Origin of the sequence: Catenulispora acidiphila DSM 44928 (assembly GCF_000024025.1) — a bacterium.
GTDB classification, from domain to species: domain Bacteria; phylum Actinomycetota; class Actinomycetes; order Streptomycetales; family Catenulisporaceae; genus Catenulispora; species Catenulispora acidiphila.
In genome coordinates, this window is sequence record NC_013131.1 from 6,984,591 (window position 1) to 7,007,999 (window position 23,409).

Genomic DNA, 23,409 nt, shown 5'->3' on the forward strand with positions numbered 1-23,409 from the left:
AGCGATCACCACGTTAAGCGGTGATCGCTATGGAGGGAAAGTGGTCAGACCCGAGCGAGGTCCGCGGCGCCGATCAGCCCGGCGTCCGGGCCCAGCGTCGCGGTCAGGATCTGCGCGTAGGGACGGTGCCCCTTGCCGGCGAGCTTGCGCCGGTAGGCCTCGGCGGCCGGGGCGCGCAGCAGGTCGCCGGCCTCGGAGACGCCGCCGGCCAGCACGAAGGCGCTGGGGTCCAGCAGCGCGGCGATGTCCGACATGCCCTGGCCCAGCCAGTCGGCGATCTCGTTGAACGCCGCGAGAGCGATCGTGTCCCCGCCCCGGGCGGCCTCGGTGACGTGCGCACCCTGGATGCCCTCGACGGTGCCGTCGCCGAGCGCGAGCAGCTCCTTGGCCCGGCCCGGCGCCGCGGCGGCGCGCTCGCGGGCGGCGCGCACCAGGGCGTTGCCGGAGGCGTACTGCTCGAAGCAGCCGCGGTTGCCGCAGCCGCAGGGCCGGCCGTCCGGGACGACGCGGTAGTGGCCGGGCTCGCCGCCGATGCCGAAGCGCCCGCGGTACAGCGAGCCGCCCAAAATCAGGCCGCCGCCGATGCCGGTGCCGACGGTTATCACCACGACGTCGTCGTGGCCGGCCGCGGCGCCGAACTTGGCCTCGCCCCAGGCCGCGGCGTTGGCGTCGTTCTCCACGACCACCGGCAGGCCGATGCGCTCCTCGATGCGGTTCTTCAGGGGCTCGTTGACCCAGGACACGTTCGGGGCGAACAGCACGGTGGCCCGGTCGGCGTCGATGAAGCCGGCCGCGCCCAGGCCCACGGCACCGATCTCGTGGTCCGCGCGGACCTTGCGCACCGCCTCGGCGATGGCGTCGGCAGTCTGGTCGGAGTTCTCCGGAGTGGAGACCTTGACCGAGTCGAGGATCTTCCCCTTCTCGTCGACCACGCCGGCCAGGATCTTCGTGCCGCCGATGTCTACGCCGATGGTGAGAGTCATTAGTCCCTGTTCTTCTGTTCGGACGGATCGATCCGGTCCACCCGTTCGACGGTGATCTGCTCCTGCTGTCCTGCTTTGTCCCCGCCCGCACCGGAGTCCCGCCAGGACTGCTCGGAGCCGCGCACCGCCGACCGGACGGCCGCCGCGACCTCGCGGCCGGCGGCGCCGAGGTGGCGCGCCACCTCAGGGTACGACTGGACCGCCGGGGCCACGACGCGCGCCTCGAGGGCCGACCAGAGTTTGCGCGCCTCGTCGGCGAGCGTCCCGAGATCCTCGCGCACGCCGGTCGGCCCTGTCGAGCCGGGACCGGGCGGTGTCCGCTCCTCGGAAGCCTGCGCGGCGCGTCCGGTGCCGCCGGCGTCCGCGGTGCCCGCTTCGGGACCCTTGTCGCCCTGAACTGCGCTCTCGCCGCCTTCGGCGCCCTCATTGCCACCCGCGCCACCCGCGCCGGGGGCGGCGGCGGCGCTGTCGGCGCCGGCCGCGTGCGGCGGGATGTCCTCGAAGGGGATGTCGTTTTCCTGGCTATCGCTCACGGCCGTGCTCCCGTCACCGGTCACCGTTTTGTGTGTCTTCACTATGGTCCGTCAAGAACCGCTCGGGCCACAGGCTCTCGTCCGGCTGGAAGCCGACGCGCAGCACGCCCTCGGAGATCCGCGCCGATGCGATGCGGCAGCGGCGCAGCGCCGCGGGCAGCGGGAAGGCCCGCCGCTGGGCGGCGACCCCTGGAACTTCCACACTGACCACCAACTCGTCCCCGGAGCGGACCAGACCGAGCTGGTCGCGCTCGACGCCGGGCAGCGGCACCTCGTAGCGGTAGCCGCCGTCCTCGCCCTCGGCGACCATCACCGGCTCCGGCGGGTCGGCCAGGCCGGGACCGGGGTCGGCCTCGCCGTAGACGGCCGCGCCGAAGGCTTGCAGCCCGGCGACGCCGAGCGGTTCGGCGTCCGCGCGCGGCACGTCGGCCAACGTCTCGGCGTCCACGCGCAGCCCTTGCAGGGCGAGCAGCGTCGGCGTGGCCTGCAGCAGCGGCTGCGCGGCGGCCGAGGGCGACCCGACGATCCGCACCACGCTGCCGGGGTGCACCAGCGCGGCGCGCACCGCGGCGATCTCGGCGGCGGCGTTGTCGGTCCACTGGGTGACCATGGTGAACGGCGCCGGCAGGCCGACCAGCCCGGCCAGCAGCGGCCGCAGCGCGCGGGCCGCCTGGCCCTCGATCGGACGCACCCGGCGCAGCGCCGCGGCGGCGGTCTCCGGCCAGGCCAGCATCGCCAGCGCGGCCTTCAGCGGCGGGCCGTCGACCACGACGGTGTCCCACTCGGCCGAGGCGACAGCGGTCGCGATCTCGCGCAGCGCGAGGATGTCGGGCAGGCCGGGGACCGGCCCGAGTTCGGTGGCGTCCGGCGCGGAGAGCCCGGCGACCGCCAGCGGGCCGCTGAGCAGCTTGGCGAGGTCGACCAGCGCGGTCTCGGTAGCCGCCGCGGGGTCGAAGCGGCGGACGGTGAGGTTCGCCAGCGCCGCGCGGCGGGCTTCGGCTTCCTCGGTGGCGGCTTCTGCTTCGTCGCCAGTGCTGCCGTCGTCAGCGCTGTCGTCGTCGAACTCGTCCAGACCGTCGTCGATATCCAGGACGTTGCCGTCCCCCGATACACCGGACGCGCCGAGCACAGCGGCCAGCTCGCCGGCGTCGGAGACTCCGAGCAGCAGCACGCGGTGCCCTCTGCTCGCGGCGCTCAGCGCAGTGGCCGCGGCCAGCGTCGTGGTGCCCGCACCGCCGGGACCGGTCAGGAACAGCAGTCGCGTCACGCGGAGATCGCCTCGACACGCTTCTTCAGACCGGACAGCGCCCGGTCGATGATCAGCTTTTCGACCTTGCGCTTGAGCAGGCCGACCATCGGCAGCTTGACGTCCACCGCGAGCTGGTAGGTGACGTGGCTGCCGGACTCGGTCGCCTCGACGACGTAGGAGCCGTCCAGCGCGCGCATCATGTTCGAGGACACCAGGCTCCAGCGGACCTCAACGTCCGAAGGGTATTCGTAGGCCAGCGTGTGCTCGTCGCGCAGCGCGCCGGCGTCCATGCGGTACCAGGCCCGGGTGGCGCGGCCGGCGTCGTCGCGTTCTTCGATCCGTGCCTGCTTCACCTCCCCGGCCCATTCCGGGTAGGCCTCGAAGTCGGTGATCACCGCCAGCACCGCCTCAGGCGGGGCCGCGATGTCGATGCTGGACTTGGTGCGCTCGGACATGGCCCGCCTCCTCGCCGTCGGTGGATGCGGCCAAGGCTATCGCGTGCGCCACACTGGAAGACCGGTCGAGCCTTTCGGCAGTGCATGATGGTCTCCAGCAGCAGTCGCATGGCCAGGAGTCCTAGAGGTTACGAAACAGCATCAAGTACTACCTACCGGCTGGTAATAAGCAGTAGCGTCAGGGCGCGCCTCGACCCCACGCGGCGCCCGGCCGCCTTGTCGTCCGGCCTCGAAAACGAGGAGTCAAGACACCCGTGCGTGAGTTCAGCGTCCCGCCGCTCTATGAGGTCGGCGCCACCGGCAACCTGACCGACGTGGTGCACAACGCGGCCGAGAAGGCCCCGACCGCGGCGCTGCTGGGCCGCAAGGTCGGCGGCGTGTGGCACGACGTCACCGCCAAGGACTTCCTCGCCGAAGTCACCGCCCTGGCCAAGGGCATCGCCGCTTCCGGCATCGCAGCCGGCGACCGTGTCGCCCTGATGTCCCGCACCCGCTATGAGTGGACGCTGCTGGACTTCGCGCTGTTCGAGGCCGGCGCGGTCGTCGTGCCCGTCTACGAGACCTCCTCGGCCGAGCAAGTCGAGTGGATCCTGTCGGACTCCGGCGCGGTCGCGGTGTTCGCCGAGACCAGCGACAACGCCGCCTGCGTGGAGGTCGCCCGCACCGGCGACACCCACTCCGACCTCGGCGGCGCGCCGAGCGTCCGGCAGGTCTGGGTGATCGAGCCGGACAGCGGCAAGGGCGCGGTCGAGGAACTGACCGCCGCCGGCAGCGCGATCAGCGACGAGGACCTGGCCGAGCGGCGCCGGGCGGCGACCCCGGAGTCGCTGGCCTCGATCATCTACACCTCGGGCACCACCGGCCGCCCCAAGGGCTGCGTGCTGACCCACGGCACGTTCCTCAGCGAGTGCGAGAACGTGACGCGCATGGCGTCCGCGGCGTTCAACGACTCCGGTTCGACGCTGCTGTTCCTGCCGCTGGCGCACGTGCTGGCCCGCGTCATCCAGACCGCCGCGCTCACCGCGCGGGTGAAGCTGGCGCACTGTTCGGACACCAAGAAGATCGTCGAGGAGCTCGGCAGCTTCAAGCCGACCTTCATCCTGTCGGTCCCGCGGGTGTTCGAGAAGGTCTACAACGGCGCGTCGCAGAAGGCGCACGCCGAGGGCAAGGGCGCCATCTTCGACAAGGCCGCCGCCACCGCGATCGCCTGGTCGCGCGCCGAGTACGCGGGCAAGGTCCCGATGGGCCTGAAGGTCAAGCACGCGGTGTTCGACAAGCTGGTCTACGGCAAGCTGCGCGCGGCCCTGGGCGGCAACGCCACCCTGGCGGTCTCCGGCGGCGCGCCGCTGGGCACCCGGCTGGTGCACTTCTTCCACGGCATCGGCCTGCAGGTCCAGGAGGGCTACGGCCTGACCGAGACGTGCGCGGCGATCACCTTGAACCCGATCGGCAAGTCCCGCCCCGGCACGGTCGGCGTCCCGGTCCCCGGCGCCTCGGTCCGCATCGCCGAGGACGGCGAGATCCTGGTCAAGGGCCCGATGGTGTTCTCCGGGTACTTCCAGAACGACACCGCCACCGCCGAGTCGATGCGGGACGGCTGGTTCGCCACCGGCGACATCGGCTCCCTGGACGCCGAGGGCTACCTGTCGATCACCGGCCGGAAGAAGGAGCTCCTGGTCACCGCTGGCGGCAAGAACGTCGCCCCGGCCGTCCTGGAGGACCGGATCAACGCCCACCCGCTGGTGAACCTGTCGATGGTGGTCGGCGACAAGCAGCCGTTCATCGGCGCCCTGGTCACCCTGGACCCGGAGTCCCTGCCGACCTGGGCCGCGGCCCACGGCAAGCCGGCGGACTGGTCGATCGCCGACGCCGCCGCCGACCCGGACGTGCGCGCCGAGGTCCAGAAGGCGATCGACGACGCGAACCGCGCGGTGAGCCACGCCGAGGCGATCAAGAAGTTCACGGTGCTCGGCACGGAGTGGAGCGTCGAGGGCGGGCAGGTGACGCCGTCGATGAAGCTCAAGCGGAACGTGGTGATGCAGGAGAACTCCTCGGACGTGGAGGAGCTGTACGCCGGGGTCGGGTCGACGACCGGACAGTGACGCGAGTCTGCTTCATTCAGGAAGGGCGCCCCTTTTCGGGGCGCCCTTCCTGCTTTCGCGGAGCAGCACATCCGAGTTCTGCCAGGCATCACATCCGGGCTCGCATCACATCCGGGCCCGCAGCACGTCCACCTCGCAGCCCGGCGCCGCCGGATCGAACCCGTGCTCGGCCAGCCACCGGACGGCCAGCAGGCAGCGCACCGACCACCAGCCGCGGACCACGTCGAGGTCCACGTCGGTGCCGTAGCCGGCGAGCAGTTCGGCGAGGCGGTCCTCGTGGCCGAGGGTGAAGGTGGCGATGTCGTACAGGGCGTCGCCCCGCGCCGCCTCGGACCAGTCGATGACGCCGGTGACCCGGTCGTGCTCGACGAAGACGTGGGCGATCTGCAGGTCGCCGTGGATGAACGCCGGCTTCCAGGGCCGGAGCGCCGCCTCGGCGACCTGCCGGTTGCGGGTGACCAGGTCGGCGGGCAGGACGCCGTCGGCGATCAGCCGCGCGCATTCGGCGTCCAGGTCGGCCGCGAGCGCGTCGGGGTTCGGGCCGGGCCAGGGCGGCAGCGGTGCTTCGTGCAGCGTCCGCATGGCTTCGCCGGCTGCCGCCCACGCCGCCGGCGACCCGGTCGAGCGCCCGCCGAGACGGCCCAGCGGCTCGCCCGGGAGCGCGGCGAGCGCCAGCACCGGCGGCTCGCACCACAGGACCTCCGGGGTCGGGACCGGCGCGAGCGCCATGGCCTGGACCTCGACGGCGGCGTGCGCCGGGTCGGCGTCGACCTTCAGGAACACCTCGCCGACGCGCAGGGTCGCGCGCTCGCTGTGCGCGACGACGATCTGGACCTCGGGATTCGGCGCCTTCTCGGGGTTCACGGTCTTCGCGGGGTTCACGGTCTTCGCGGGGTCCAGCGCCTCGGGCATCAGAACGGTCCCTCCTCGACGAAGCGCCGCAGTCCTCTGGCAAAGGCCTCGGCCTCCCCCGGCGGCCACGCCGCCAGCGAGGCGGAGACCCGCTCGACGAAGCGGCCGCGCATCTGCTCCACCGCCGCGGCGCCGGCGTCGGTGAGCACCAGCAGCACCGAGCGCCGGTCGGCGGGATCGGGCTCGCGCCGGACCAGCCCTGCGGCCTCCAGCCGCGAGGCGTGGCGGCTCACCCCCGAGCGGTCCAGCCCGACCACCGCGGCCAGGTCGGCGGCGTTGCGCGGGCCGGTCCGGGCCAGGCCGCTGAGCACCGGGTAGGCGTTCTCGTCGAGGCCGTCGGCGATGCCCTCGACCAGGGCGGCGTAGAGCCCGGAGCGGGTGCTGCGCTGGATCAGGACGCCGAAGGATGCGGCGATCTCCCGTCCGATGTCATCGTCCATGGCTCCACAGTAGCGTGCATCGCGCACGCATTGTCTGCTACTGTTCGGAGCATGAGATGCGTGCGCCGCGCACGCATCACTTCGCCTGACATTCCTGACATCACTGAGGGAGCATCACCATGTCCACGACCATCGCCGCCGCCCTGACCGACCTGCTGCTCACCCCCGGCCTGACGCTGGAGGAGGCCCTGGACCGGCACTTCGACCCGGCGTACCGGCAGCGCACCGACGGCGTCTGGGCCGACCGCGCCGGGTTCGCCGAGCACATCGCCCACCTGCGCGGCGTCGTCGCCGACGGAACGATCCGGGTCCACGACGAGCTCGGCGAGGGCGCCGCCTACGCCGAGCGGCACACCGTCGACGTCGTCAAGACCGACGGCTCGACCGCCTCCCACGAGGTCTACGTCTTCGCCGAGCGCGCCGCCGACGGCCGCTTCCTGCGGCTGGAGGAGGTCACGCTGATGCTGTCCGGCAGCGACGCCGACCGCGGCCTGGGCAGCGCGCGCGGCTGATCACGGCGGGCAGATGGGTGGCAGATGGGCGGCTAGGACATCTCGCGCGGCGTCATCAACCGGATGTGGTTGCCGGAGGGGTCGCGGAAGGAGGAGTCGCGGCCGTACATCTCCTCGCTCTCGCCGAAGGCGCGCCAGAACTCCCGCGAGAAGTGCGCCCGCGACAGACTCGCCGCCGCCGCAAGGTCGGCATAGCCCGAGTCGCCAAGGTCTTTGGCCCGCTGCAGGTGGCGCGCGGGGGCGACGGGAGCCGCGGGCTCTGACGTGCGCGGTCCGAGCGCCGCCGATAGCGTGCTGTCATGGTCGACGACGGCGCTGAGCAGCGGAGCGCGGAGCCCGGCCACGGGATGGGCCCGGACTCCCTGATCCGGGTCCACGACGCCACCGAGCACAATCTGCGCCACGTCGACCTGGCCATCCCGCGCGACCGGGTCGTGGCGTTCACCGGGGTGTCGGGGTCGGGCAAGTCCTCGCTGGCGTTCGCGACCATCTACGCCGAGGCGCAGCGCCGCTACCTGGAATCGGTGGCGCCGTACGCGCGCCGCCTGATCGAGCAGGCCGGTGCGCCGCGGGTCGGGGGTATCAGCGGTCTGCCACCGGCGGTCGCGCTGCGGCAGCAGTACGGCGCGGGCAGCGCGCGCTCGAGCGTCGGGACCGTCAGCCGGGTCTCGAACGTGCTGCGCATGCTCTACTCGCGCGCCGGAACGTATCCGCCGGGCGCCGAACCGGTCGACTCCGACTGGTTCTCGCCGAACACCGCGGTCGGCGCCTGCCCGACCTGCCACGGGCTCGGGCGGCGCTACACCGTCGAGGAGGACCGGCTGGTCGGCGATCCCGCGCTGAGCATCCGGGGCGGGGCGGTCGCCGCGTGGCCCGGGGCGTGGCAGGGGAAGAACTATCGGGACATCCTCGGCGAGCTGGGGATCGACATCGACGCGCCGTTCCGGACACTGCCCGCCGAGCGGCGGCACTGGCTGCTGACCACCGAGGAGCAGCCGGTCGTCACTGTGCATCCGGTGCGGGAGGCGCATCGGATCACGCGTCCTTATCAGGGCACATACATGTCGCCGCGCAGCTGGGTGCTGCACACGTATGCCACCACCAAGAGCGCCTCGCTGCGGGCGAAGGCGGCGTCCTTCCTGACCGAGGAGCCGTGCCCGACGTGCGAGGGACGGCGCCTGAATCCCTTCGCGCTGAGCGTCACCGTCGCAGGGGTCGATATCGCTCGGGCGACCGCGCTCCCGCTCACCGACCTGGCCGATCTACTGCGCCGAGCCCGCGTTCACCCCGACACCGCCGCGCTGTCACCGGAACGCCGTCAGGCTGCCGAAGCCCTGATCGGCAACCTCGAGGAGCACATCAAAACCCTGACGGAACTCGGTCTCGGCTATCTCGGGACCGACCGCACCACCGCGACACTGTCCGGCGGTGAGTTCCAGCGGCTGCATCTGGCGACGCAACTCGGCAGCGGTTTGTTCGGGGTCTTATACGTCCTGGACGAGCCCTCCGCCGGGCTGCACCCCGCCGACACCGAGCTGCTGTTGACCGCGTTGAAACGCTTACGCGCCGCCGGGAATTCGGTGTTCGTGGTCGAACACAATCCGCGGGTCATCGCCGATGCCGACTGGATCGTGGACCTCGGGCCCGGGGCGGGGACGCATGGCGGGCGCGTGCTGTACAGCGGTCCGGGGGCGGGGTTGGAGGGCGTCGCCGAGTCGGCCACCGCGCGGTATCTGTTCGGGAACACGCCGAGCCTTCGGCCGGCGAGCGTCCGCACACCGTCCTCCTGGCTGACGTTGTACGACGTCACGCGCCACAACCTGGACCGCCTGACCGTCCGTTTCCCGCTCGGCACGCTGACCGCGGTCACCGGCGTCTCCGGCTCCGGCAAGTCGACGCTGGTCGGGCAGGTGCTGGCGGCGACGATCCGGGACCACCTCGGGACACCCGAGAGCACCGAGAAGGACACCGACGGCTCCGAGGACGAAGCCGCCGCCCTGGACGACGACCGCATCGTCGCCATTCCCAAGGCCGACGGGCTGGACGCCGTGCAGCGCCTGGTCCAGGTGGATCAGAAGCCGATCGGGCGGACGCCGCGTTCGAACCTGGCGACGTACACCGGCCTGTTCGACGCCGTCCGCAAACTCTTCGCGGCCCAACCACTGGCGAAGGAGCGCGGCTACACCGCCAGCCGCTTCAGCTTCAACCTGCCCGACGGCCGCTGCCCGAACTGTCAGGGCGAGGGGGTGGTGAGCGTCGAACTCCTTTTCCTGCCTACGGAATCCGCGCCGTGTCCGGTCTGCCACGGGGCGAGGTACAACCCTGAGACGCTTCAGGTCCTGGTCGACGGCAAGTCGGTCGCGGACGTGCTCGCGCTGAGCGTCGAGGAGTCACTGGATTTCCTCGACCAACTGCCGACCGCGCACCGCATCCTGCGCCTGCTCGACGACATCGGATTGGGCTACCTCACCCTCGGGCAGAGCGCGACGACCCTGTCCGGCGGCGAGGCGCAGCGGATCAAGCTGGTCAGCGAGCTGCATCGCGCGCGCCGCGGCCACACCCTGTACCTGCTGGACGAGCCGACCAGCGGGCTGCACCCCGCCGACGCCGACCTGTTGCTGGCGCGGTTGCAGGAGCTGGTCGACCAGGGCAACACGGTCGTGATCGTCGAGCACGACCTGCGCGTCGCGGCGGCCGCGGACTGGCTGCTGGACCTCGGTCCCGGCGCCGGCGCGGACGGCGGGCGGATCGTCGCGCAAGGGACGCCGGCCGAAGTATCCAGTGGCGGATCCGGGCTCGCGGCGCGATTCTTGGCTGCGCACACCTCTTAGAGGGGACTGAATATCTTGCGACACGTACGACTGGGCCGCTCCGGCCTGAAAGTCTCGCGCCTGTGCCTGGGCATGATGAGCTACGGAAGCCCGGAATCGCGCGCCTGGATCATGCCCGAGGACGCCGCACTCCCGCTGGTCGCCCGCGCGGTCGAGGCGGGCATCACCTACTTCGACACCGCCGACATGTACTCCAAGGGCGCCAGCGAGGAAGTCACCGGCCGCATCCTGCCGAAGCTGTTCGCCCACCGCGACGACTACGTCCTGGCCACCAAGGTCTTCTTCCCGACCGGCACCGCCCCCAACGACTCCGGCCTGTCCCGCAAGCACATCATGGCCTCGATCGACGCCTCCCTGCGCCGCCTCGGCACCGACTACGTGGACCTCTACCAGATCCACCGCTGGGACACCGAGACCCCCATCGAGGAGACCATGGAGGCCCTCCACGACGTGGTCCGCTCTGGCAAGGCCCGTTACATCGGCGCCTCGAGCATGGCCGCGTGGCAGTTCAGCAAGGCCCAGTACACCGCCGACCTCCACGGCTGGACCCGGTTCGTCTCCATGCAGAACCACTACAACCTCGTCTATCGCGAAGAGGAACGCGAGATGATCCCCCTGTGCCTCGACCAGGGCATCGGCGTCCTCCCCTGGAGCCCTCTGGCCCGAGGCCTCCTCGCCGGCGCCCGCAGCCGCGACGGCGGCGCCACCACCACCCGCTCCACCAGCGACCCCTTCGCCTCAGAGCTCTACGACGCCCGCGACTACCCGGTCGTGGACGCAGTAGAGGCAATCGCAGCGGCACGCGGAGTACCGCCGGCACAGATCTCCCTGGCCTGGCTCCTCAGCCGCCCCGCAGTCACCGCCCCCATCTTCGGCGCCACCAAGCCCCACCACATCGACGACGCGGTAGCGGCAGCCGAACTGGAGCTGACCGCCGAAGAACTGGCCGCGATGGAGACGCCCTACCGCCCGCGCGGCTTGGCGGTGCCGGACTACACCTGAGGCGAGTGGTCGACGGCGGCGGCGGTCTGCCTGGCCGCCGCACTGCCGCTACTCGCTACCGGCTAATCGGGCCGATCAGCCCTGTGCCTCCGGCGCCGCATCGCCCATCCCGAACCAGTCGTGGATCGGCCGCACCTCGACAGCCACCACATGGAAATCCAGCACCCGCGCTGCGATCTCGTGCGCGCGCTCGGCGTTCTCGCACTCGAGGACGTAGTACGCCGTCACGCTCTCCGTCGCCGCACTCGCTGCCGCCGCAATCGGTCCCTCGACCACCGCCGGCGCGGCGTCCTGCTGCCAGCGCAGCGTCATGGTGTCAGCCGGAAAGGCGAGGCCGGCGCCGTTCAGCATTTCGCCGGTGGCGGCGAGGTCGGCGTGCAGTGCCTCGTGGCGGGCGAAGACGTCGGCGCGTTGGGCGGGGGTCATCGAGGCGGTGGCGGCGGGGTCGGCGTACATCAGGACCATGAACTTCATGCTGCGACTTACTTCACGCCGCGACGTACTTCACGCCGCGACCTTGGCCGCGGGGTCCAGCAGGCGGCGGAGGATGTCGGCGATGGAGTCCCACTGCCACTTCTCCTCGACCCAGGCGCGGCCTCGTTCGCCCATCGCCTTGGCCTTCGCGGGGTCCTTCAGCAGCTCCACGCAGCGCGCCGCCGTGCGCTCGATCGAGTCGCCGGGGACGACATAGCCCGTCTCGCCCTCCAGCACCGCCTCCGGGGCGCCGCCGCTGTCACCGGCGATCACCGGCAGTCCGACCGCCGAGGCCTCCAGGTAGACGATGCCGAGTCCTTCGACGTCCAGACCGTAGCGGCGCGTGCGGCACGGCATGGCGAACACGTCCCCGACCGCGAACAGGGTCGGCAGCTTCTCCCACGGCACCGAGCCGGTGAACACCACATGCTCGGCCACGCCCTCGGCGACCGCCAGCTTCTGCAGCGTCTCCTTGTACGGTCCGCCACTGCCGATCAGCAGCGCGGCATCGGGAACCGAGCGGCGAATCAGTGGCAGAGCCCTGATCAGCGTGTCCTGCCCCTTGCGCGGTACCAGGCGGGAGACGCATGCCACCACCGGGCGATCGGCCAGGCCCAGGGAAGCGCGCATCTCGGCAGCGCCGGCCGGATGCGGACGGAACATGTCGACGTCCACCCCCGGCGTCAGCTGCACCATCCGAGCGGCGGCAGACCGCGTCAGAGCCTTGGCGATCCGGGCGCGGTGGTACTCGTTCAGATAGGTGACGCAGTCCACCTCGTCCGCGATCTTGCGCAGCAGATCCCGCGCGCCGGGAAGCTTGGCCCAGCCCGACTCGTGTCCATGCGTGGTGGCCACTATGCGCTGCACGCCAGCCTTGCGCAGCGCCGGAGCCATCAGCCCCAGGGGAGCCGCGGCGCCGAACCACACCGACTCCGCCCCGATCTCCTTGGCGATCGCCACAGCACGCTTGGTGCGGTCCGGCGTCGGGAGCAGCATGCCGGTCTTCTCGCGGATCACGCGGTGCTTCTGCTGCGAGTCGAACTCACGGCAGCGCGCGGGGTCGCCATGCCAGGAGGACGCGTAGACCACGGTCTGCTCGGCGGGCAGCCGCTCGACCATGTTCTGCACGAACTGCTGGATCCCGCCCGGCCGGGGCGGATAGTCGTTGGTGACCACGAGAATCGTCAAAGCTCGGCCTTCCATCCCTGTGGTCCCTGCGACAGCGCGATAACTCAACGGAGTTTAGCCCGTGCCGACCCCGGTCCCCGCCGCGCCGGGCCGCGCGGCACGAGCCGGGCGACCGGTCCGATTAGGATGGCACGCACCATGAGGATCGCCCGCCGCCAACCCGTCGTGCCCTGGTACGCGGCCACCCGCGTCCTGCTGCTCCTGCTGGCGTTGAACGTGCTCCCGTACTTCAACCGCGGCGCGGTCACCGGCGACGTCTCGACCTACCACGGGTGGCTGGCCGGCTCGTTCGACCACGGCCGGTACCCGCTCGACGACCCGAAGTGGCAGTACCCGCCGGGCGCCGCCGCTCCCCTGGAGCTGCCGCACCTGCTGCCCGGCAGCTACTACGTGCTGTTCTTCTTGATGTGTCTGGTCGCCGACGTGGCGGTCTTCGGAATGCTGCTGCGCGCCGCCCAGCGCGCCGATACCGAGCGCGCCACGCAGCCCGGGCCGCCCGGGCAGCCGTCGCAAGCCGGACCGTGGCTGTGGACGCTCGGCGTCGCCGCCATCGGACCGATGGCCTACGGCCGCTACGACCTGGTCGTCACCGCGTTCGCCGTCGCCGCGCTGACCGTGACGCTGCGCTCGAAGCGATCCACGGCGATCGCGCGCGGCGTCCTGATCGGCGTGGGCACGTTCCTCAAGCTGTGGCCGGCGGCGTTCCTGTTCGGCGCGCCCAAGCGGCGCAACGGCCGCCTGCTGGCCGGTGTCGCGGCGGCCGCCGCCGTGCTGCCCACGCTGGCGCTGGAGCTGTTCTTCCCCGGCGTGCTGTCCTTCCTGACCAACCAGAAGAGCCGCGGCATCCAACTGGAGTCGGTGTTCGCCTCGCCGTTCCTGGTCGGCAAGTGGTTCGGCTGGTCGCACGAGATGCAGAACACCAAGTACGGCGCCTATGAGTACCTCGGGACCGGCGTCGGGGTGGCCGGCAAGGCGGCGCTGGCCGCGACAGTGGTCGGCTTCGGCGTCCTGCTGCTGATCCGGCGGCGCGCCGCGGTCCGCGGCGGCTTCCCGTTCCCGGCGATGTTCGCCGACGTCGGCTTCGCCGCCGTGCTGGTCGCGGTCGTCACCAGCCGCGTGCTGTCCCCGCAGTACCTGGTGTGGCTGCTCGGTGTCGCGGCGGTATGCCTGACCCGCCGCGAGACCCTGATGCGCACGCCGGCCTGGCTGGTCCTCGGCGCGGTCTCGGTGACCCAACTGATCTTCCCGCTCTTCTACCACTCGCTGCGCTACGGCCAGGTCTACTCCGGCATGATCTTGTTCGGACGCAACGCGGTGCTGGTGGTCGCGGCGGTGCTGGCCCTGCGCGCGCTGTGGCGGGCGACCGGTCCGGACGCCTCCGCCGCGATGTTCTCAGGAGGGCTTCTTGGCGAGTCCCGCGGCGACGGTGTGCGCCTGGCTCAGGACGAAGGCGCGCCACTTGACCGTGAAGTCGGCGGTCGTGGTCCCCAGGACGGTCCGGAACGCGTGGTCGACGGGGTCGGCAGTCCCGGCCGGAGCGGTGCCGACCGCCTTGTAGAAGGCGACTAATTTCGCCTGTCCGTACCTCTGGGCGATCAACGCGCACGCCAGATTGCTGATCTGGTACGTCCGCGACACCGAGTCCCCGGACCCGGCGAAATCATCCGTGGTCGGCAGGCTCTGCGGCTGCCAATGGTCCTTCGACACGGCGTCCGCCAGTTCCAGGAACCGCCGGTCGGTGACGATCGAAGAACCCAGGTAGCCGGTGTAGTCCGCGGCGCCTTCGGAGAGCCACAGCGGCACCGCCGAGGTGGTCCAGGCGCGGGTGGCGACGTGGGTGAGTTCGTGATCGAAGAAGAACTGCCAGGCGTCCGGCGCCTCCCCGTCGAAGGCCTCCGGATTGACCAGCACCCGGCTGGCCGGCGCCGCGGTCAGCGCCTGACCGCCCTCCCCGGCGGTGATCGCGACCACTCCGGCCAGACTCCCCGGCGCGCTGTCCAGCAGCGTCTCGACCTGCGCCTGGGTCAGCGGCACGACCACGACGACCTCGCCCTTCCACCCGGCCGCGCCCCACACCGTCGCCGCCTTCGCCGCGGCGTGGTCGGCCAGGTCCGCGAAGGGCTTGAGCCGCTGCTCGCCGCCGAGGCCGATGACCAGCGAGCGCGAGCCGTGCACCACCGATACCGGACCCTGATCCCAGATTTGAGTGTCGGGAGTCAGACCGGCGGCGCTGCCGTCGCTGCCGGAAGACAGCAGCCAACTCCCGCCGCGCTCGACGAACGTCAGATACCGCGTGCCGGTCACCGGCTTGTAGTCGACGCCGGACAGCTCGTAGGACTCGGTCACCCGGTACAGGTGCGCCACGCCGGCCTTCTGCACCCCGCTCTGATCGGCGGCGACCGCCATGCCCCACGAGGCCAGCGGCAGCGCCGCCAGGTTGTCGAAGACCTGCGCGTCGGCGGTCTGGAACGCCCCGGCGGCGTCGGTGGCGAGATAGGCGTCCTTGTCGTGGTCGGCGACGGCGGCGGCGCGGGCGGCCAAGGTGGCGGCGACAGCGGCCCGCACCTTCGGCTCCGGCGGCGCGGCCTGCGCCGAGGACGACATGGCGCAGCGCGCGACGACGACCGCGATCACGACCGCGAGCAGCGCCGCACCGACGCGCACCTGTCCGCCGCCCAGGCGGGAGGTGGTCCCGTCCGGTCGCCGCAGCCACGCTATGCCCGCCATAGCCGACCATGCTAAGCCTTGCGGTCGAACATCCGGGCCACATCCGCCCGGCGTCCGGGTCGTCGCGACGACCCCGCGGGCAGCCTGCCCACCTGCGGGTCTAACGCACCGTCACCGGCAGCGTGTCCAGCCCTCGCAGGTTGATCCGGCCGTTCCAGACCGGCTCGGCGGCCGGCGCGAGCGCCGGGAACCGCACGGCCATCCGCTCGACCGCGACCCGGCCCTCCAGCCGGGCCAGCGCGGCGCCGAGGCAGTGGTGCGGACCGCCGCCGAAGGCGACGTGGTTGCGGGCTCCCGCGCGGTCCAGCTGCAGATCGCCGGATCGCGGTCCCCAACGGGACTCGTCGTGGTTCGCCGAAGCCAGGGCGGCGACGACGAACCCGCCCTTGGGGATCACCTTGCCGCCGACCTCATACGGCTCCAGGATGACGCGCCGCGACAGCTGCACCGGACTGTCGTACCGCAGCATCTCCTCCACGCCGTTGGCGGCCAACTGCGGCGACTCCCGCAGCTTCTTCAGCTCCTCGGGGTGGTTCAACAGGGCCAGCGTGCCGTTGCCGATGAGGTTGACGGTGGTCTCGTGCCCGGCGACGTAGAGCAGCACCACCTGCGCGATCAGTTCCTCGTCGGAGAGCCGGTCGCCGTCCTGCTCGGCGGCGATCAGCGCGGTCAGCAGGTCCTCGCCGGGGTTCTCGCGCTTGTACGCGATCAGCCCCCTGACGATGTCCTGCATCTCCAGGCGCGCGGCGTTGATCTCCGCCAGCAGGGCGGGGTCGCCGATCGGCTCCAGGGTGCGGACCAGCAGACCGCTCAGCACCCTGATCCGCGCGTGGTCGGTCTCGGGGATGCCCAGCATCCGGGAGATCACGGCGAACGGGATCGGGAAGGCGAGCGTGGCGATCAGATCGGCGGTGCCGGCGTCGGCCATGCGGTCCAGTGCGGCGTCCACGAGGTCGACGACGAACGGCTCCAGCGCCGCCACCGAGCGCGGGGTGAAGACCTTCGAGACCAGGCCGCGCAGCCGGGTGTGGTCCGGCGGGTCGCGGTCGAGCATCGACATGCCGTAGGCGTCGACGGTGTCCCCGGTGGCCGGACCAGCCGCCTCGATCATGGCGTCGGCCTGCAGCCGCGCCGTGCTGTCCGGCGCGGAGTTGCGGTAGTCGACGGAGTTGGCCGAGCGCAGCAGCGCCGAGACGTCGTCGTAGCGGGACAGGACCCAGAAACCGAGCGGGTGGTGGTGTACGGGGTCCTCGGTCCGGAGCCGGCGGAAGGCCGGATACGGATCGGCTATGTAGCCCGGCTCAAAGGGATTGAAAAGCGGCTCGAGTGGTTCGAGATCGGTCATGCGGACTCACCTCGCCTCTCCCGAGTTCCGCCGGGCCCGGTCGGCCCTTCGGATACTCAGTGTCGGAAACATACGCTGTGTATGTCGTATGCTCTGGGCATGTCCGGTGTCAAGAGCAGGCGCGAGCAGTACTCGGAAGCGACGCGCGCGGCCCTGCTGGCCGCCGCCGCGCGCCGGTTCGCAGAGCACGGCTTCGCCGGCACGGCGCTGGAGGACGTCGCCGCCGACATCCAGGCCACCCGCGGCGCGGTCTACCACCACTTCGCCAACAAGACCGCGCTGTTCCGCGCGGTGCACGAACAAGCCGAATCCGAGATGCTGCAACGCGTCGAGGCCGCCGCCGCGGTGCACGCCGACGACGTGCGCGCCGCCGCCGGAGCCGCGCTGGAGGAGTTCCTCGAGTGCTGCTGCGAGCCGGAGTACGGACGTCTGGTCTGGCAGGAAGCACCGGTGGCGCTGGGCTGGTCGGAGTGGCGGGCCAGCGAGGAGCAGTACGCCTTCGGGCTGATCGAGCGGACCATCAAAGCCCTGATCGACGCCGGAGCGCTGCCGCAGCTGCCGGCCGGCACGATGGCGCGCGCGGTGTTCCAGCTGCTCGGCGCGGCCGGGATCGAGCTGGCGCTGACGCCGGAGGCCGAGAAGGCCCGGGTCAAGGACGAGTACACGCAAGTGCTGCGCTACATGCTCGGCGAAAAGGACTGACCGCGATCGCTACGATCGAGGCCATGGCCGAGCTGATCGGGAAGAACGGGACGTGGACCTTCGACGGGGACGTGGTGCGTATCGTGCCCGGTCACGACAAGGACGTCTCCCGGTTGCGCGCGGCGCTCGGCGAGATCACGGTACCGCTGGCGGCGCTGACCGGCGTCGCGTTCGAGGCGGCCGGCAAGAAGAGCAAGAACGGCGCGGGCCGCATCCGTCTGCGGCTGCGCGTCGGCGCCGATCCGCTGCTGCAAGCCTGCGACGGCCGGCTCGATGACGACTCGGATCCCTACCAGCTCGACGTGCCCCCTGAGCGCGGCGGCGTCGCGGAGTACTTCGCCGACGAGGTGCGCGACGCGCTGACCGTCGCGCAGATCCCCGGCGAGGCGACCGACCAGTACCTGCTCGCGCCACCGGCGGTACCGATCTCGGCGAACGGCCAAGACGGCACCGGTTCCTTCGACGGCGAGATGGTGCGCCTGGAGTGGGGCTGGCTGGCGGACGGGAAGAAGCGCTCGGCGGGGAACCGCGCGTGGCCGCTGTCCGCGCTGGAGGCGGTGGAGTGGCGCCCGGCGGTCGGGATGGACTGGGGCTGGATCCGCTTCCGGGTGCGCGGGGACGCCGGGATCGTCTCGACGAACCCGCGGCTCGACCCGAACTGCCTGGCGCTGTGGGGGACGAAGAAGGAGAGCGGGAACAGCGCGGTGCTGGCCGCCGCGATCGTGGGGCGGATGACGCATCCGAACGCGCCCGCCGAGGTGGCTTCGGCGGCGGACGGCGTTGCGGCGGCGGCGGGCGGGGCGGATCACGACGTGCTGCTGCGGCGGCTGCGGGAGTTGGGGGATCTGTACCGCGACGGGGTGCTCACCGATGAGGAGTTCGCGGCGGCGAAACAGGCTGTGCTGAAGCAGATGTAGGAGCTGCTTTCCGAGCGGAGCTCAGTAGTCCACGAGCTCAGCAGTTCACGGATTTGCGGACGTCGGAAGGCGCCTTGTCGACCGGACCGGTGCAGACGTCTGATCCGAGGTCGATCGCCGTCCATGCCCCGGCCTGGTACAGGTAGACGATCTCGGCGTTGCCGTCGGTCGCCGAGGAAAGCTGTCCCCCGGCCCAGTCGCCGTCGCACCGCAGGACGGTGATCCTCGCGTCGTCGGGCATCGAGCCGTTCTTCTTCTCGGCGAGGGCGTACGCCTCCTTGTCGCCGAGGCAGGTCGGGATCGCGGTGCGCGCGGGCGTCGTGGGCTTCGAGCCCGCCTCGGTCGGCACGTCGGTCGCGGGGACTGAGCCGGCGTTCGAGTCTGTGGTCAAGTCGGCGGTCGAGGGCGCCGCAGCAGCCGCCGGGTCCGCCGGGTCCGCCGAGCGAGAGTCGGATGTCGAAGGGCTGGCTGCCGGGACGGCCAGGGCGGACTCCGGCGCGTTCGCGGCGGACGAGGGACCGCCGGAACTCGTCGCCAGCAGGGACGCCGCCGTGCCGCCGACGGCGAGCGCCGCGACAGCGAGGGCTGCGGTGACACCCCTTCGCGAACGGCGCCCGCGACCGCCACCATCAGCACCGCGACCGCCGCCGGCGACCGTCGACTCCTCCGGCGCGCGGGAAGCCCACGCTGTCACTCCGGCGGGACGCGCGCCGGTCTCCGACAACGGATGATCCGCCGGCAGCAGCGGCACGACCGCCACGTCCGGTGGCGCGCCGCCGTCCCGCAGTGCCGTGACGACCGCCTCGTGCTGCTCGGTGATCAGCGCGTCCACGGCGTCCGGCCAGGTGCGGGTCAGCGCCGGCACGTCGCCGATCCGCGCCAGCAGCTGCTCGGGCGTGGGGCGCGCGGCGGGGTCCTTGGCCAGGCAGGCGCCGACGATGCCGCGCAGTTCCTCGGGGACGGCGTCGATGTCGGGCTCGGCGTGCACCACGTTGTAGAGCGTCGCCGGGGTCGAGGCGCCCATGAACGGCTCGGTGCCGGTGCACGCCATGTAGACCACCGCGCCGAGGGAGAAGATGTCGCTGGCCGGGGTCAAGGTCTTGCTTTCGGCCTGCTCCGGCGACATGTAGCCGGGCGAGCCGACCAGCCAGCCGGTGTGCGTGAGCTCGCTGGTGCTTCCGTCGGTGGCGCGCGCCACGCCGAAGTCGATGACCCGCGGACCGTCGGCGGCCAGCAGCACGTTGGAGGGCTTCAGATCGCGGTGCACGAGCCCGGCGGCATGGATCTCGCCCAGCGCGCTGGCCAGCCCGGCGGCCAGCCGCGCGGCGGTCTCCGGCGGCAGCGCGCCGGTCTCGTCGATCGCCTGCCGCAGCGAGGGCCCGGGCACGAACACCGTGACCAGCCACGGAATCTCGGTCTCGACATCGGCGTCGACCACCGGCGCGGTATAGGCGCCCGAGACCCGCCGCGACGCCGCGACCTCCCGCCGGAACCGCTCCCGGAACCCGGGATCCTCGACATGCTGCGCATGCACCAGCTTGAGCGCCACGAGCCGCCCGTCCGGCGCCCCGGCCAGGAAGACCCGCCCCATACCGCCGCGCCCCAGCTGGGCGAAGATCCGGTAGGGACCGATCCGCCGCGGATCGGACACCCCCAGTGGCTTCATAGAGGCCCACCCTAAAGGGGATGCTTTCTCTGGGGAAACGCAAGGGTGCAGTTCCGGGGCGGGATGCGGCACGTCGCCGGTGGTCGCCGAGCAGGAACGGGTTGAGGTTAGAGTCGGGAGGATGAACGTCTCGGTCGTCAGCGGCCTCGCCTTCGGACCCGGCGGCCAGCGCTTGGACGTGTACTCCCCCACCGACTCCCTTGAGGCGCGGCAGCCAGAGTGCCCCATCGTGCTGCTGTGGCACGGAAGGGGACCGGATGAACGCGACGTCCTGGCTCCCCTGGCGATGGCGACGGCCGCTTCGGGCGTCGTGTGCGTCGTGCCGGACTGGCGACCCGATGCGCCGGATCTGGGGCGTACCCACCTGCGCGAGTCTGCTTTGTTCGTGCAGCAGCACGGAGGCGATTTCGGCGGGGACGTCAGCCGGACAACCCTGGCCGGCTGGTCGCTGGGAGGCAAGACCGCGGTGGGCGCCGCGCTGGACGCAGCGGCGCTGGACGGCTGGCGGCCGCAGGCGGTCGTCGCGATCGCGGGCGGGTATTCGAGCGCAGATCCTCTCACCCGGCAGGTGGCGATGGACCGGCTCGCCGGAGCCGGGGCATTGGCGGAGCCCATTCCGGTCCACCTGGTCCACGGCACCGCTGATGTACTCGTCGACATCGAGCGATCACGCCTGCTCCATGCGGCTCTGCGCGATCGCGACTGGCCGTGCACCCTCACCGAGCTGGACGGCGCAGACCATGCCGGCGTGGTCATGACCGTGTACGACCCCGAAGCGCGCCGCTGTCAGGCGACCGACGCCGAACACGTGCTGCGGGCCGGGCATCAGACCGCGCAGGTCATCGCGCGGGCCGCGACAAGCCCATCAGGTCCCTGACAGCGTCGACGACCGCGTCGGGCCGCTGCATCACCAGTGTCACATGCCCGACGCCCTCGACGCGCCGGTTCTCCCCGTGCGTGAACGAGGCGGCGACCTCGTCGTAGAGCCGCAGCTTGCCGGCGGTTTCGGCCGCGACCAGTTCCTCCGACATGCCGGCGATGACCGCGCGCTTGAACGGGTCGATGTCCATCGCGGTCAGGAGCACCGTCGGCACGTCCGGGACGGCGTCGGCGACGGCGCGCATCTCCTCGCCGAGGGCTTTGACGTTCGAGCTCTCCTGGATGCCGCCGCGCAGCCAGGCGCGGTGGACGTGGTTGGCGACCAGCGGTTCGCGGATCTCGGCGGGGAACTGCGCCATGGCGTCCTGGAACAGGCCGCGGTAGAAGTCCCTGATCTCTTGCGGGACCTCGTGGATCTCGTCCGGGAGGACGGCGTCGGGGTCGAAGCCGTCCCAGAGGTCGGTCAGCTCCTTGGGCATGTACTTGCGCAGGTCCTCGTGCCCGGGCTCGATCAGGACCAGCGCCGCGACCTGTTCGGGATGCTGGGTCGCGAAGTAGCGCGCGTAGAGCCCGCCGAGCGAGTGGCCGACGATGATGTAGGGCCCTGAGACACCTTCCGCGCGGAGGAGTTCCAGCAGGTTCCGCAGTTCGCCGGTGACTTCGGCCAAGGTGCGCGGGAGCGTCACGTCGCGGCTGCTCCAGCCGGTGCCGCCGCGGTCGTAGCTCACGACGGTGGCGAACTGCGCGACGCCTTCTTGGACTCGCCACATGTCCAGGCCGACCGAGCCGCCGCCGGGCAGGAGCACGACCGTGGCGCCCGCGCCCGCGCTCAGGTCTCCGTCCCCGTCCGCAGCACCGGTCCGGTATGTCTGCAGACTGCGGCCGTGCACCTCATAGCGCTTGCCGAACGGTGCCGGCCGCTCTGAGTTCGGATCGGTCATCACGGGCTCCCCTCACGTCTGCCCCGTCTGCATTCCCAACTATGGGAACGGTACCAGATATGGAACCATGCAGCATGTGGACACCCTCACCCTGCTGCTGCACCCCGTCCGGCTCCGCATCGTGCACGCCATGGCGGGCGACCGGACGCGGACCACCGCCGAGCTGTGCGAGCAGCTGGCGGACGTGCCGAAGACGACGGTGTACCGGCACGTCGGCCTGCTCGCCGACGGCGGCGTGCTGGACGTGGTCGACGAGCAGCGCGTCCACGGCGCGGTCGAGCGGCGCTATCGGATGCGCGGCACCCGGGCCCGCATCGGCGCGGAAGAAGCAGCCGGGATGAGCGTGGAGGACCACCGCCGGGCTTTCGCCGCCGCCGTCGCCGCGCTGCTCGCCTCGTTCAGCGGCTATCTCGACGGCGCCGACGCCGACCCGGCCGCCGATTCGGTCGGCTACCGCCAGATCCCGTTGTGGCTCAACCCCGCCGAGCTGGCGGAGATGATCGAGGAGCTGCAGGCCGGCATCGTCGCGCGCGCCGGGAACCAGCCCACGCCGGATCGCGGGCTGTATCTGCTGAGCCCGATCTTCTTCCCGATCGAAAAGGCCGAGGACAGGACACCCGACAGGAACCCCGCCACCGACCCCGTCAGCTGATCCCCGCGGTCGCCGCCCCGGCGACGACAGCCAGCCGCAGCTTGGTCTCGTCCTCGCTGCCCGGAACCGCGGTCATGATGACGATCTTCAGCTCGGTGTCGCCGTCGCCGAGCACATCGCAGTTCACTGTCACCGCGCCGACCGAGGGATGCTCGATCCTCTTGTGGTCCTCACGATGCGCGCCGACCGCGCCGGACGCCCACAGCTCGGCGAACCGCGCGTTGCCCGCGTTCAGGTCGCCGATCAGTCCGGCCAGCCGCGGATCCTTCGGGAACCTCCCGGTGGCGCGGCGCAGATCCGCCACGACGGCGCGATCGACCATGTCCGGATCCGACTCGATCACCGGCCAATGCGCGAGGCGTGCGTCGTCGGTGCCGACCGGGAACTTGCTGCGCGCGAAGTTGCGCTGGTGCTGCGGCACAGAGGCGGGGTCGCCGAACAACGCGGCCCAGCCACGGTTCCACCAGACCAGTTCCCAGTCCGCGGCGAACACCGCGACCGCCGTGTCCCCGAGGCGGCTGAGCACGCGGTGCACGCCGGGCGGGATGTGGTCGCTGATCATGGAGTCGGTCGGCGGCACGAGGTGCGCCAGGCGGTACAGGTGGTCGCGTTCGGCGACCGTCAGCTGGAGAGCCCGCGCGAGCGCCGCCACGACCGGGACCGACGGCGTCGTGGCACGTCCCTGCTCCAGGCGGACCAGATAATCCACCGACACCCCGGCCAGGTCGGCGAGTTCCTCGCGGCGCAGCCCGGCGGCCCGGCGTGCCCGCCCCGAGGGGAGCGCCACCGCCGAGGGCGGCAGACGGTCCCGCCAGGTGCGGATCGTCGCGCCGAGGTCGGCTGCCGGTGGAGTGCTCACGTCATCCATCCTCGCTCACCGACGGACCGCGCGGCGCCTC

The 23,409-nt window shown here is 71.6% G+C and carries 21 protein-coding genes and 1 pseudogene; 9 read left to right on the top strand and 13 right to left on the bottom strand.

Annotated elements, in window-relative coordinates; all coding sequences use genetic code 11:
• Window positions 1-44: 44 nt before the first annotated feature.
• Genes CACI_RS30040 through CACI_RS30055 form a run of 4 tightly spaced genes read right to left on the bottom strand, consistent with a single transcriptional unit; the run spans window position 45 to window position 3,220 of the window.
• Entirely contained in the window at window positions 45-983 is a 939-nt protein-coding gene (locus CACI_RS30040; RefSeq protein WP_015794649.1) for an ROK family glucokinase, read from the bottom strand.
• Window positions 983-1,516, bottom strand: coding sequence for a DUF5304 family protein (locus CACI_RS30045; RefSeq protein ID WP_143765442.1), 534 nt, complete (start codon window positions 1,514-1,516; stop codon window positions 983-985). The genes CACI_RS30040 and CACI_RS30045 overlap by 1 nt, the downstream gene beginning before the upstream one ends.
• Window positions 1,517-1,529: 13 nt before the next feature.
• On the bottom strand, window positions 1,530-2,783 hold the full coding sequence (locus CACI_RS30050; RefSeq protein WP_015794651.1) for an ArsA family ATPase: 1,254 nt from the start codon (window positions 2,781-2,783) through the stop codon (window positions 1,530-1,532).
• The gene (locus tag CACI_RS30055) at window positions 2,780-3,220 is read right to left on the bottom strand and encodes an SRPBCC family protein (RefSeq protein ID WP_015794652.1); all 441 of its coding nucleotides are present in this window, start codon (window positions 3,218-3,220) and stop codon (window positions 2,780-2,782) included. Before CACI_RS30055 ends, CACI_RS30050 begins: the two co-directional genes overlap by 4 nt.
• A 254-nt stretch (window positions 3,221-3,474) precedes the next feature.
• Between CACI_RS30055 and CACI_RS30060 the strand changes: the two genes are divergently transcribed.
• A complete protein-coding gene (locus CACI_RS30060) occupies window positions 3,475-5,322 on the top strand; it encodes an AMP-dependent synthetase/ligase (protein ID WP_015794653.1) in 1,848 nt (615 codons plus the stop codon).
• A gap of 105 nt (window positions 5,323-5,427) precedes the next feature.
• On the opposite strand, the gene CACI_RS30065 is transcribed toward CACI_RS30060, so the two are convergent.
• Together CACI_RS30065 and CACI_RS30070 are read right to left on the bottom strand one after the other, a co-directional pair.
• Entirely contained in the window at window positions 5,428-6,234 is an 807-nt protein-coding gene (locus CACI_RS30065; RefSeq protein ID WP_015794654.1) for a phosphotransferase family protein, read from the bottom strand.
• The gene (locus tag CACI_RS30070) at window positions 6,234-6,674 is read right to left on the bottom strand and encodes a MarR family winged helix-turn-helix transcriptional regulator (protein ID WP_015794655.1); all 441 of its coding nucleotides are present in this window, start codon (window positions 6,672-6,674) and stop codon (window positions 6,234-6,236) included. Before CACI_RS30070 ends, CACI_RS30065 begins: the two co-directional genes overlap by 1 nt.
• A gap of 119 nt (window positions 6,675-6,793) precedes the next feature.
• Between CACI_RS30070 and CACI_RS30075 the strand changes: the two genes are divergently transcribed.
• Complete coding sequence (locus CACI_RS30075; RefSeq protein WP_015794656.1) at window positions 6,794-7,186, top strand: hypothetical protein; 393 nt, start codon at window positions 6,794-6,796, stop codon at window positions 7,184-7,186.
• Window positions 7,187-7,290: 104 nt separating this feature from the next.
• Here the strand turns inward: CACI_RS30075 and CACI_RS54410 are convergent.
• Window positions 7,291-7,413, bottom strand: a pseudogene (locus CACI_RS54410) (AraC family transcriptional regulator); the annotation flags it as partial.
• A gap of 72 nt (window positions 7,414-7,485) precedes the next feature.
• Here CACI_RS54410 and CACI_RS30085 point away from each other — a divergent pair.
• The gene (locus CACI_RS30085; protein ID WP_049871753.1) at window positions 7,486-10,017 is read left to right on the top strand and encodes an excinuclease ABC subunit UvrA; all 2,532 of its coding nucleotides are present in this window, start codon (window positions 7,486-7,488) and stop codon (window positions 10,015-10,017) included.
• A 15-nt stretch (window positions 10,018-10,032) separates the two neighbouring features.
• Complete coding sequence (locus tag CACI_RS30090; RefSeq protein WP_015794658.1) at window positions 10,033-11,019, top strand: aldo/keto reductase; 987 nt, start codon at window positions 10,033-10,035, stop codon at window positions 11,017-11,019.
• Window positions 11,020-11,094: 75 nt separating this feature from the next.
• On the opposite strand, the gene CACI_RS30095 is transcribed toward CACI_RS30090, so the two are convergent.
• Both CACI_RS30095 and CACI_RS30100 read right to left on the bottom strand, forming a co-directional pair.
• Window positions 11,095-11,493: a YciI family protein gene (locus CACI_RS30095; RefSeq protein WP_015794659.1), complete on the bottom strand. Its 399-nt coding sequence runs from the start codon at window positions 11,491-11,493 to the stop codon at window positions 11,095-11,097.
• A gap of 30 nt (window positions 11,494-11,523) precedes the next feature.
• Window positions 11,524-12,696: a glycosyltransferase family 4 protein gene (locus CACI_RS30100; protein WP_015794660.1), complete on the bottom strand. Its 1,173-nt coding sequence runs from the start codon at window positions 12,694-12,696 to the stop codon at window positions 11,524-11,526.
• Between the two features lie 123 nt (window positions 12,697-12,819).
• Between CACI_RS30100 and CACI_RS48310 the strand changes: the two genes are divergently transcribed.
• Window positions 12,820-14,250, top strand: a complete 1,431-nt coding sequence (locus CACI_RS48310) for a glycosyltransferase family 87 protein (RefSeq protein WP_015794661.1) — start codon at window positions 12,820-12,822, stop codon at window positions 14,248-14,250.
• A 1,258-nt stretch (window positions 14,251-15,508) separates the two neighbouring features.
• Here the strand turns inward: CACI_RS48310 and CACI_RS30115 are convergent.
• Complete coding sequence (locus tag CACI_RS30115; RefSeq protein ID WP_015794663.1) at window positions 15,509-16,753, bottom strand: cytochrome P450; 1,245 nt, start codon at window positions 16,751-16,753, stop codon at window positions 15,509-15,511.
• Between the two features lie 99 nt (window positions 16,754-16,852).
• On the opposite strand from CACI_RS30115, the gene CACI_RS30120 reads away from it, so the two are divergent.
• Window positions 16,853-17,455, top strand: a complete 603-nt coding sequence (locus tag CACI_RS30120) for a TetR/AcrR family transcriptional regulator (RefSeq protein WP_041540545.1) — start codon at window positions 16,853-16,855, stop codon at window positions 17,453-17,455.
• A 23-nt stretch (window positions 17,456-17,478) separates the two neighbouring features.
• On the top strand, window positions 17,479-18,372 hold the full coding sequence (locus tag CACI_RS30125; RefSeq protein ID WP_015794665.1) for a DUF4429 domain-containing protein: 894 nt from the start codon (window positions 17,479-17,481) through the stop codon (window positions 18,370-18,372).
• Between the two features lie 37 nt (window positions 18,373-18,409).
• Here the strand turns inward: CACI_RS30125 and CACI_RS46240 are convergent, their stop codons facing one another.
• On the bottom strand, window positions 18,410-20,038 hold the full coding sequence (locus CACI_RS46240; RefSeq protein ID WP_015794666.1) for a serine/threonine-protein kinase: 1,629 nt from the start codon (window positions 20,036-20,038) through the stop codon (window positions 18,410-18,412).
• A 121-nt stretch (window positions 20,039-20,159) separates the two neighbouring features.
• Between CACI_RS46240 and CACI_RS30135 the strand changes: the two genes are divergently transcribed.
• Window positions 20,160-20,915, top strand: coding sequence for an alpha/beta hydrolase (locus CACI_RS30135; protein WP_015794667.1), 756 nt, complete (start codon window positions 20,160-20,162; stop codon window positions 20,913-20,915).
• Here CACI_RS30135 and CACI_RS30140 read toward each other — a convergent pair.
• The gene (locus tag CACI_RS30140) at window positions 20,878-21,858 is read right to left on the bottom strand and encodes an alpha/beta fold hydrolase (RefSeq protein ID WP_015794668.1); all 981 of its coding nucleotides are present in this window, start codon (window positions 21,856-21,858) and stop codon (window positions 20,878-20,880) included. The genes CACI_RS30135 and CACI_RS30140 overlap by 38 nt on opposite strands.
• Window positions 21,859-21,925: 67 nt before the next feature.
• Between CACI_RS30140 and CACI_RS30145 the strand changes: the two genes are divergently transcribed.
• Window positions 21,926-22,510 (top strand): helix-turn-helix domain-containing protein, encoded by a 585-nt coding sequence (locus CACI_RS30145; protein WP_015794669.1) that lies wholly within the window; start codon window positions 21,926-21,928, stop codon window positions 22,508-22,510.
• Here CACI_RS30145 and CACI_RS30150 read toward each other — a convergent pair.
• Complete coding sequence (locus CACI_RS30150; RefSeq protein WP_015794670.1) at window positions 22,503-23,378, bottom strand: helix-turn-helix transcriptional regulator; 876 nt, start codon at window positions 23,376-23,378, stop codon at window positions 22,503-22,505. The genes CACI_RS30145 and CACI_RS30150 overlap by 8 nt on opposite strands.
• Window positions 23,379-23,409 lie beyond the last annotated feature (31 nt).

Excerpts from the sequence above, each read along its gene's own strand:
- CACI_RS30135 (WP_015794667.1), top strand. The coding sequence starts at position 20,160 with ATGAACGTCTCGGTCGTCAGCGGCCTCGCCTTCGGACCCGGCGGCCAG.
- CACI_RS30145 (WP_015794669.1), top strand. The coding sequence starts at position 21,926 with ATGCAGCATGTGGACACCCTCACCCTGCTGCTGCACCCCGTCCGGCTC.
- CACI_RS30140 (WP_015794668.1), bottom strand. The coding sequence starts at position 21,858 with ATGACCGATCCGAACTCAGAGCGGCCGGCACCGTTCGGCAAGCGCTAT.
- CACI_RS30040 (WP_015794649.1), bottom strand. The coding sequence starts at position 983 with ATGACTCTCACCATCGGCGTAGACATCGGCGGCACGAAGATCCTGGCC.
- CACI_RS30115 (WP_015794663.1), bottom strand. The coding sequence starts at position 16,753 with ATGACCGATCTCGAACCACTCGAGCCGCTTTTCAATCCCTTTGAGCCG.
- CACI_RS30055 (WP_015794652.1), bottom strand. The coding sequence starts at position 3,220 with ATGTCCGAGCGCACCAAGTCCAGCATCGACATCGCGGCCCCGCCTGAG.
- CACI_RS30070 (WP_015794655.1), bottom strand. The coding sequence starts at position 6,674 with ATGGACGATGACATCGGACGGGAGATCGCCGCATCCTTCGGCGTCCTG.
- CACI_RS30075 (WP_015794656.1), top strand. The coding sequence starts at position 6,794 with ATGTCCACGACCATCGCCGCCGCCCTGACCGACCTGCTGCTCACCCCC.
- CACI_RS30120 (WP_041540545.1), top strand. The coding sequence starts at position 16,853 with ATGTCCGGTGTCAAGAGCAGGCGCGAGCAGTACTCGGAAGCGACGCGC.
- CACI_RS30100 (WP_015794660.1), bottom strand. The coding sequence starts at position 12,696 with ATGGAAGGCCGAGCTTTGACGATTCTCGTGGTCACCAACGACTATCCG.
- CACI_RS30150 (WP_015794670.1), bottom strand. The coding sequence starts at position 23,378 with ATGGATGACGTGAGCACTCCACCGGCAGCCGACCTCGGCGCGACGATC.
- CACI_RS48310 (WP_015794661.1), top strand. The coding sequence starts at position 12,820 with ATGAGGATCGCCCGCCGCCAACCCGTCGTGCCCTGGTACGCGGCCACC.
- CACI_RS30085 (WP_049871753.1), top strand. The coding sequence starts at position 7,486 with ATGGTCGACGACGGCGCTGAGCAGCGGAGCGCGGAGCCCGGCCACGGG.
- CACI_RS30125 (WP_015794665.1), top strand. The coding sequence starts at position 17,479 with ATGGCCGAGCTGATCGGGAAGAACGGGACGTGGACCTTCGACGGGGAC.
- CACI_RS30065 (WP_015794654.1), bottom strand. The coding sequence starts at position 6,234 with ATGCCCGAGGCGCTGGACCCCGCGAAGACCGTGAACCCCGCGAAGACC.
- CACI_RS46240 (WP_015794666.1), bottom strand. The coding sequence starts at position 20,038 with ATGAAGCCACTGGGGGTGTCCGATCCGCGGCGGATCGGTCCCTACCGG.
- CACI_RS30095 (WP_015794659.1), bottom strand. The coding sequence starts at position 11,493 with ATGAAGTTCATGGTCCTGATGTACGCCGACCCCGCCGCCACCGCCTCG.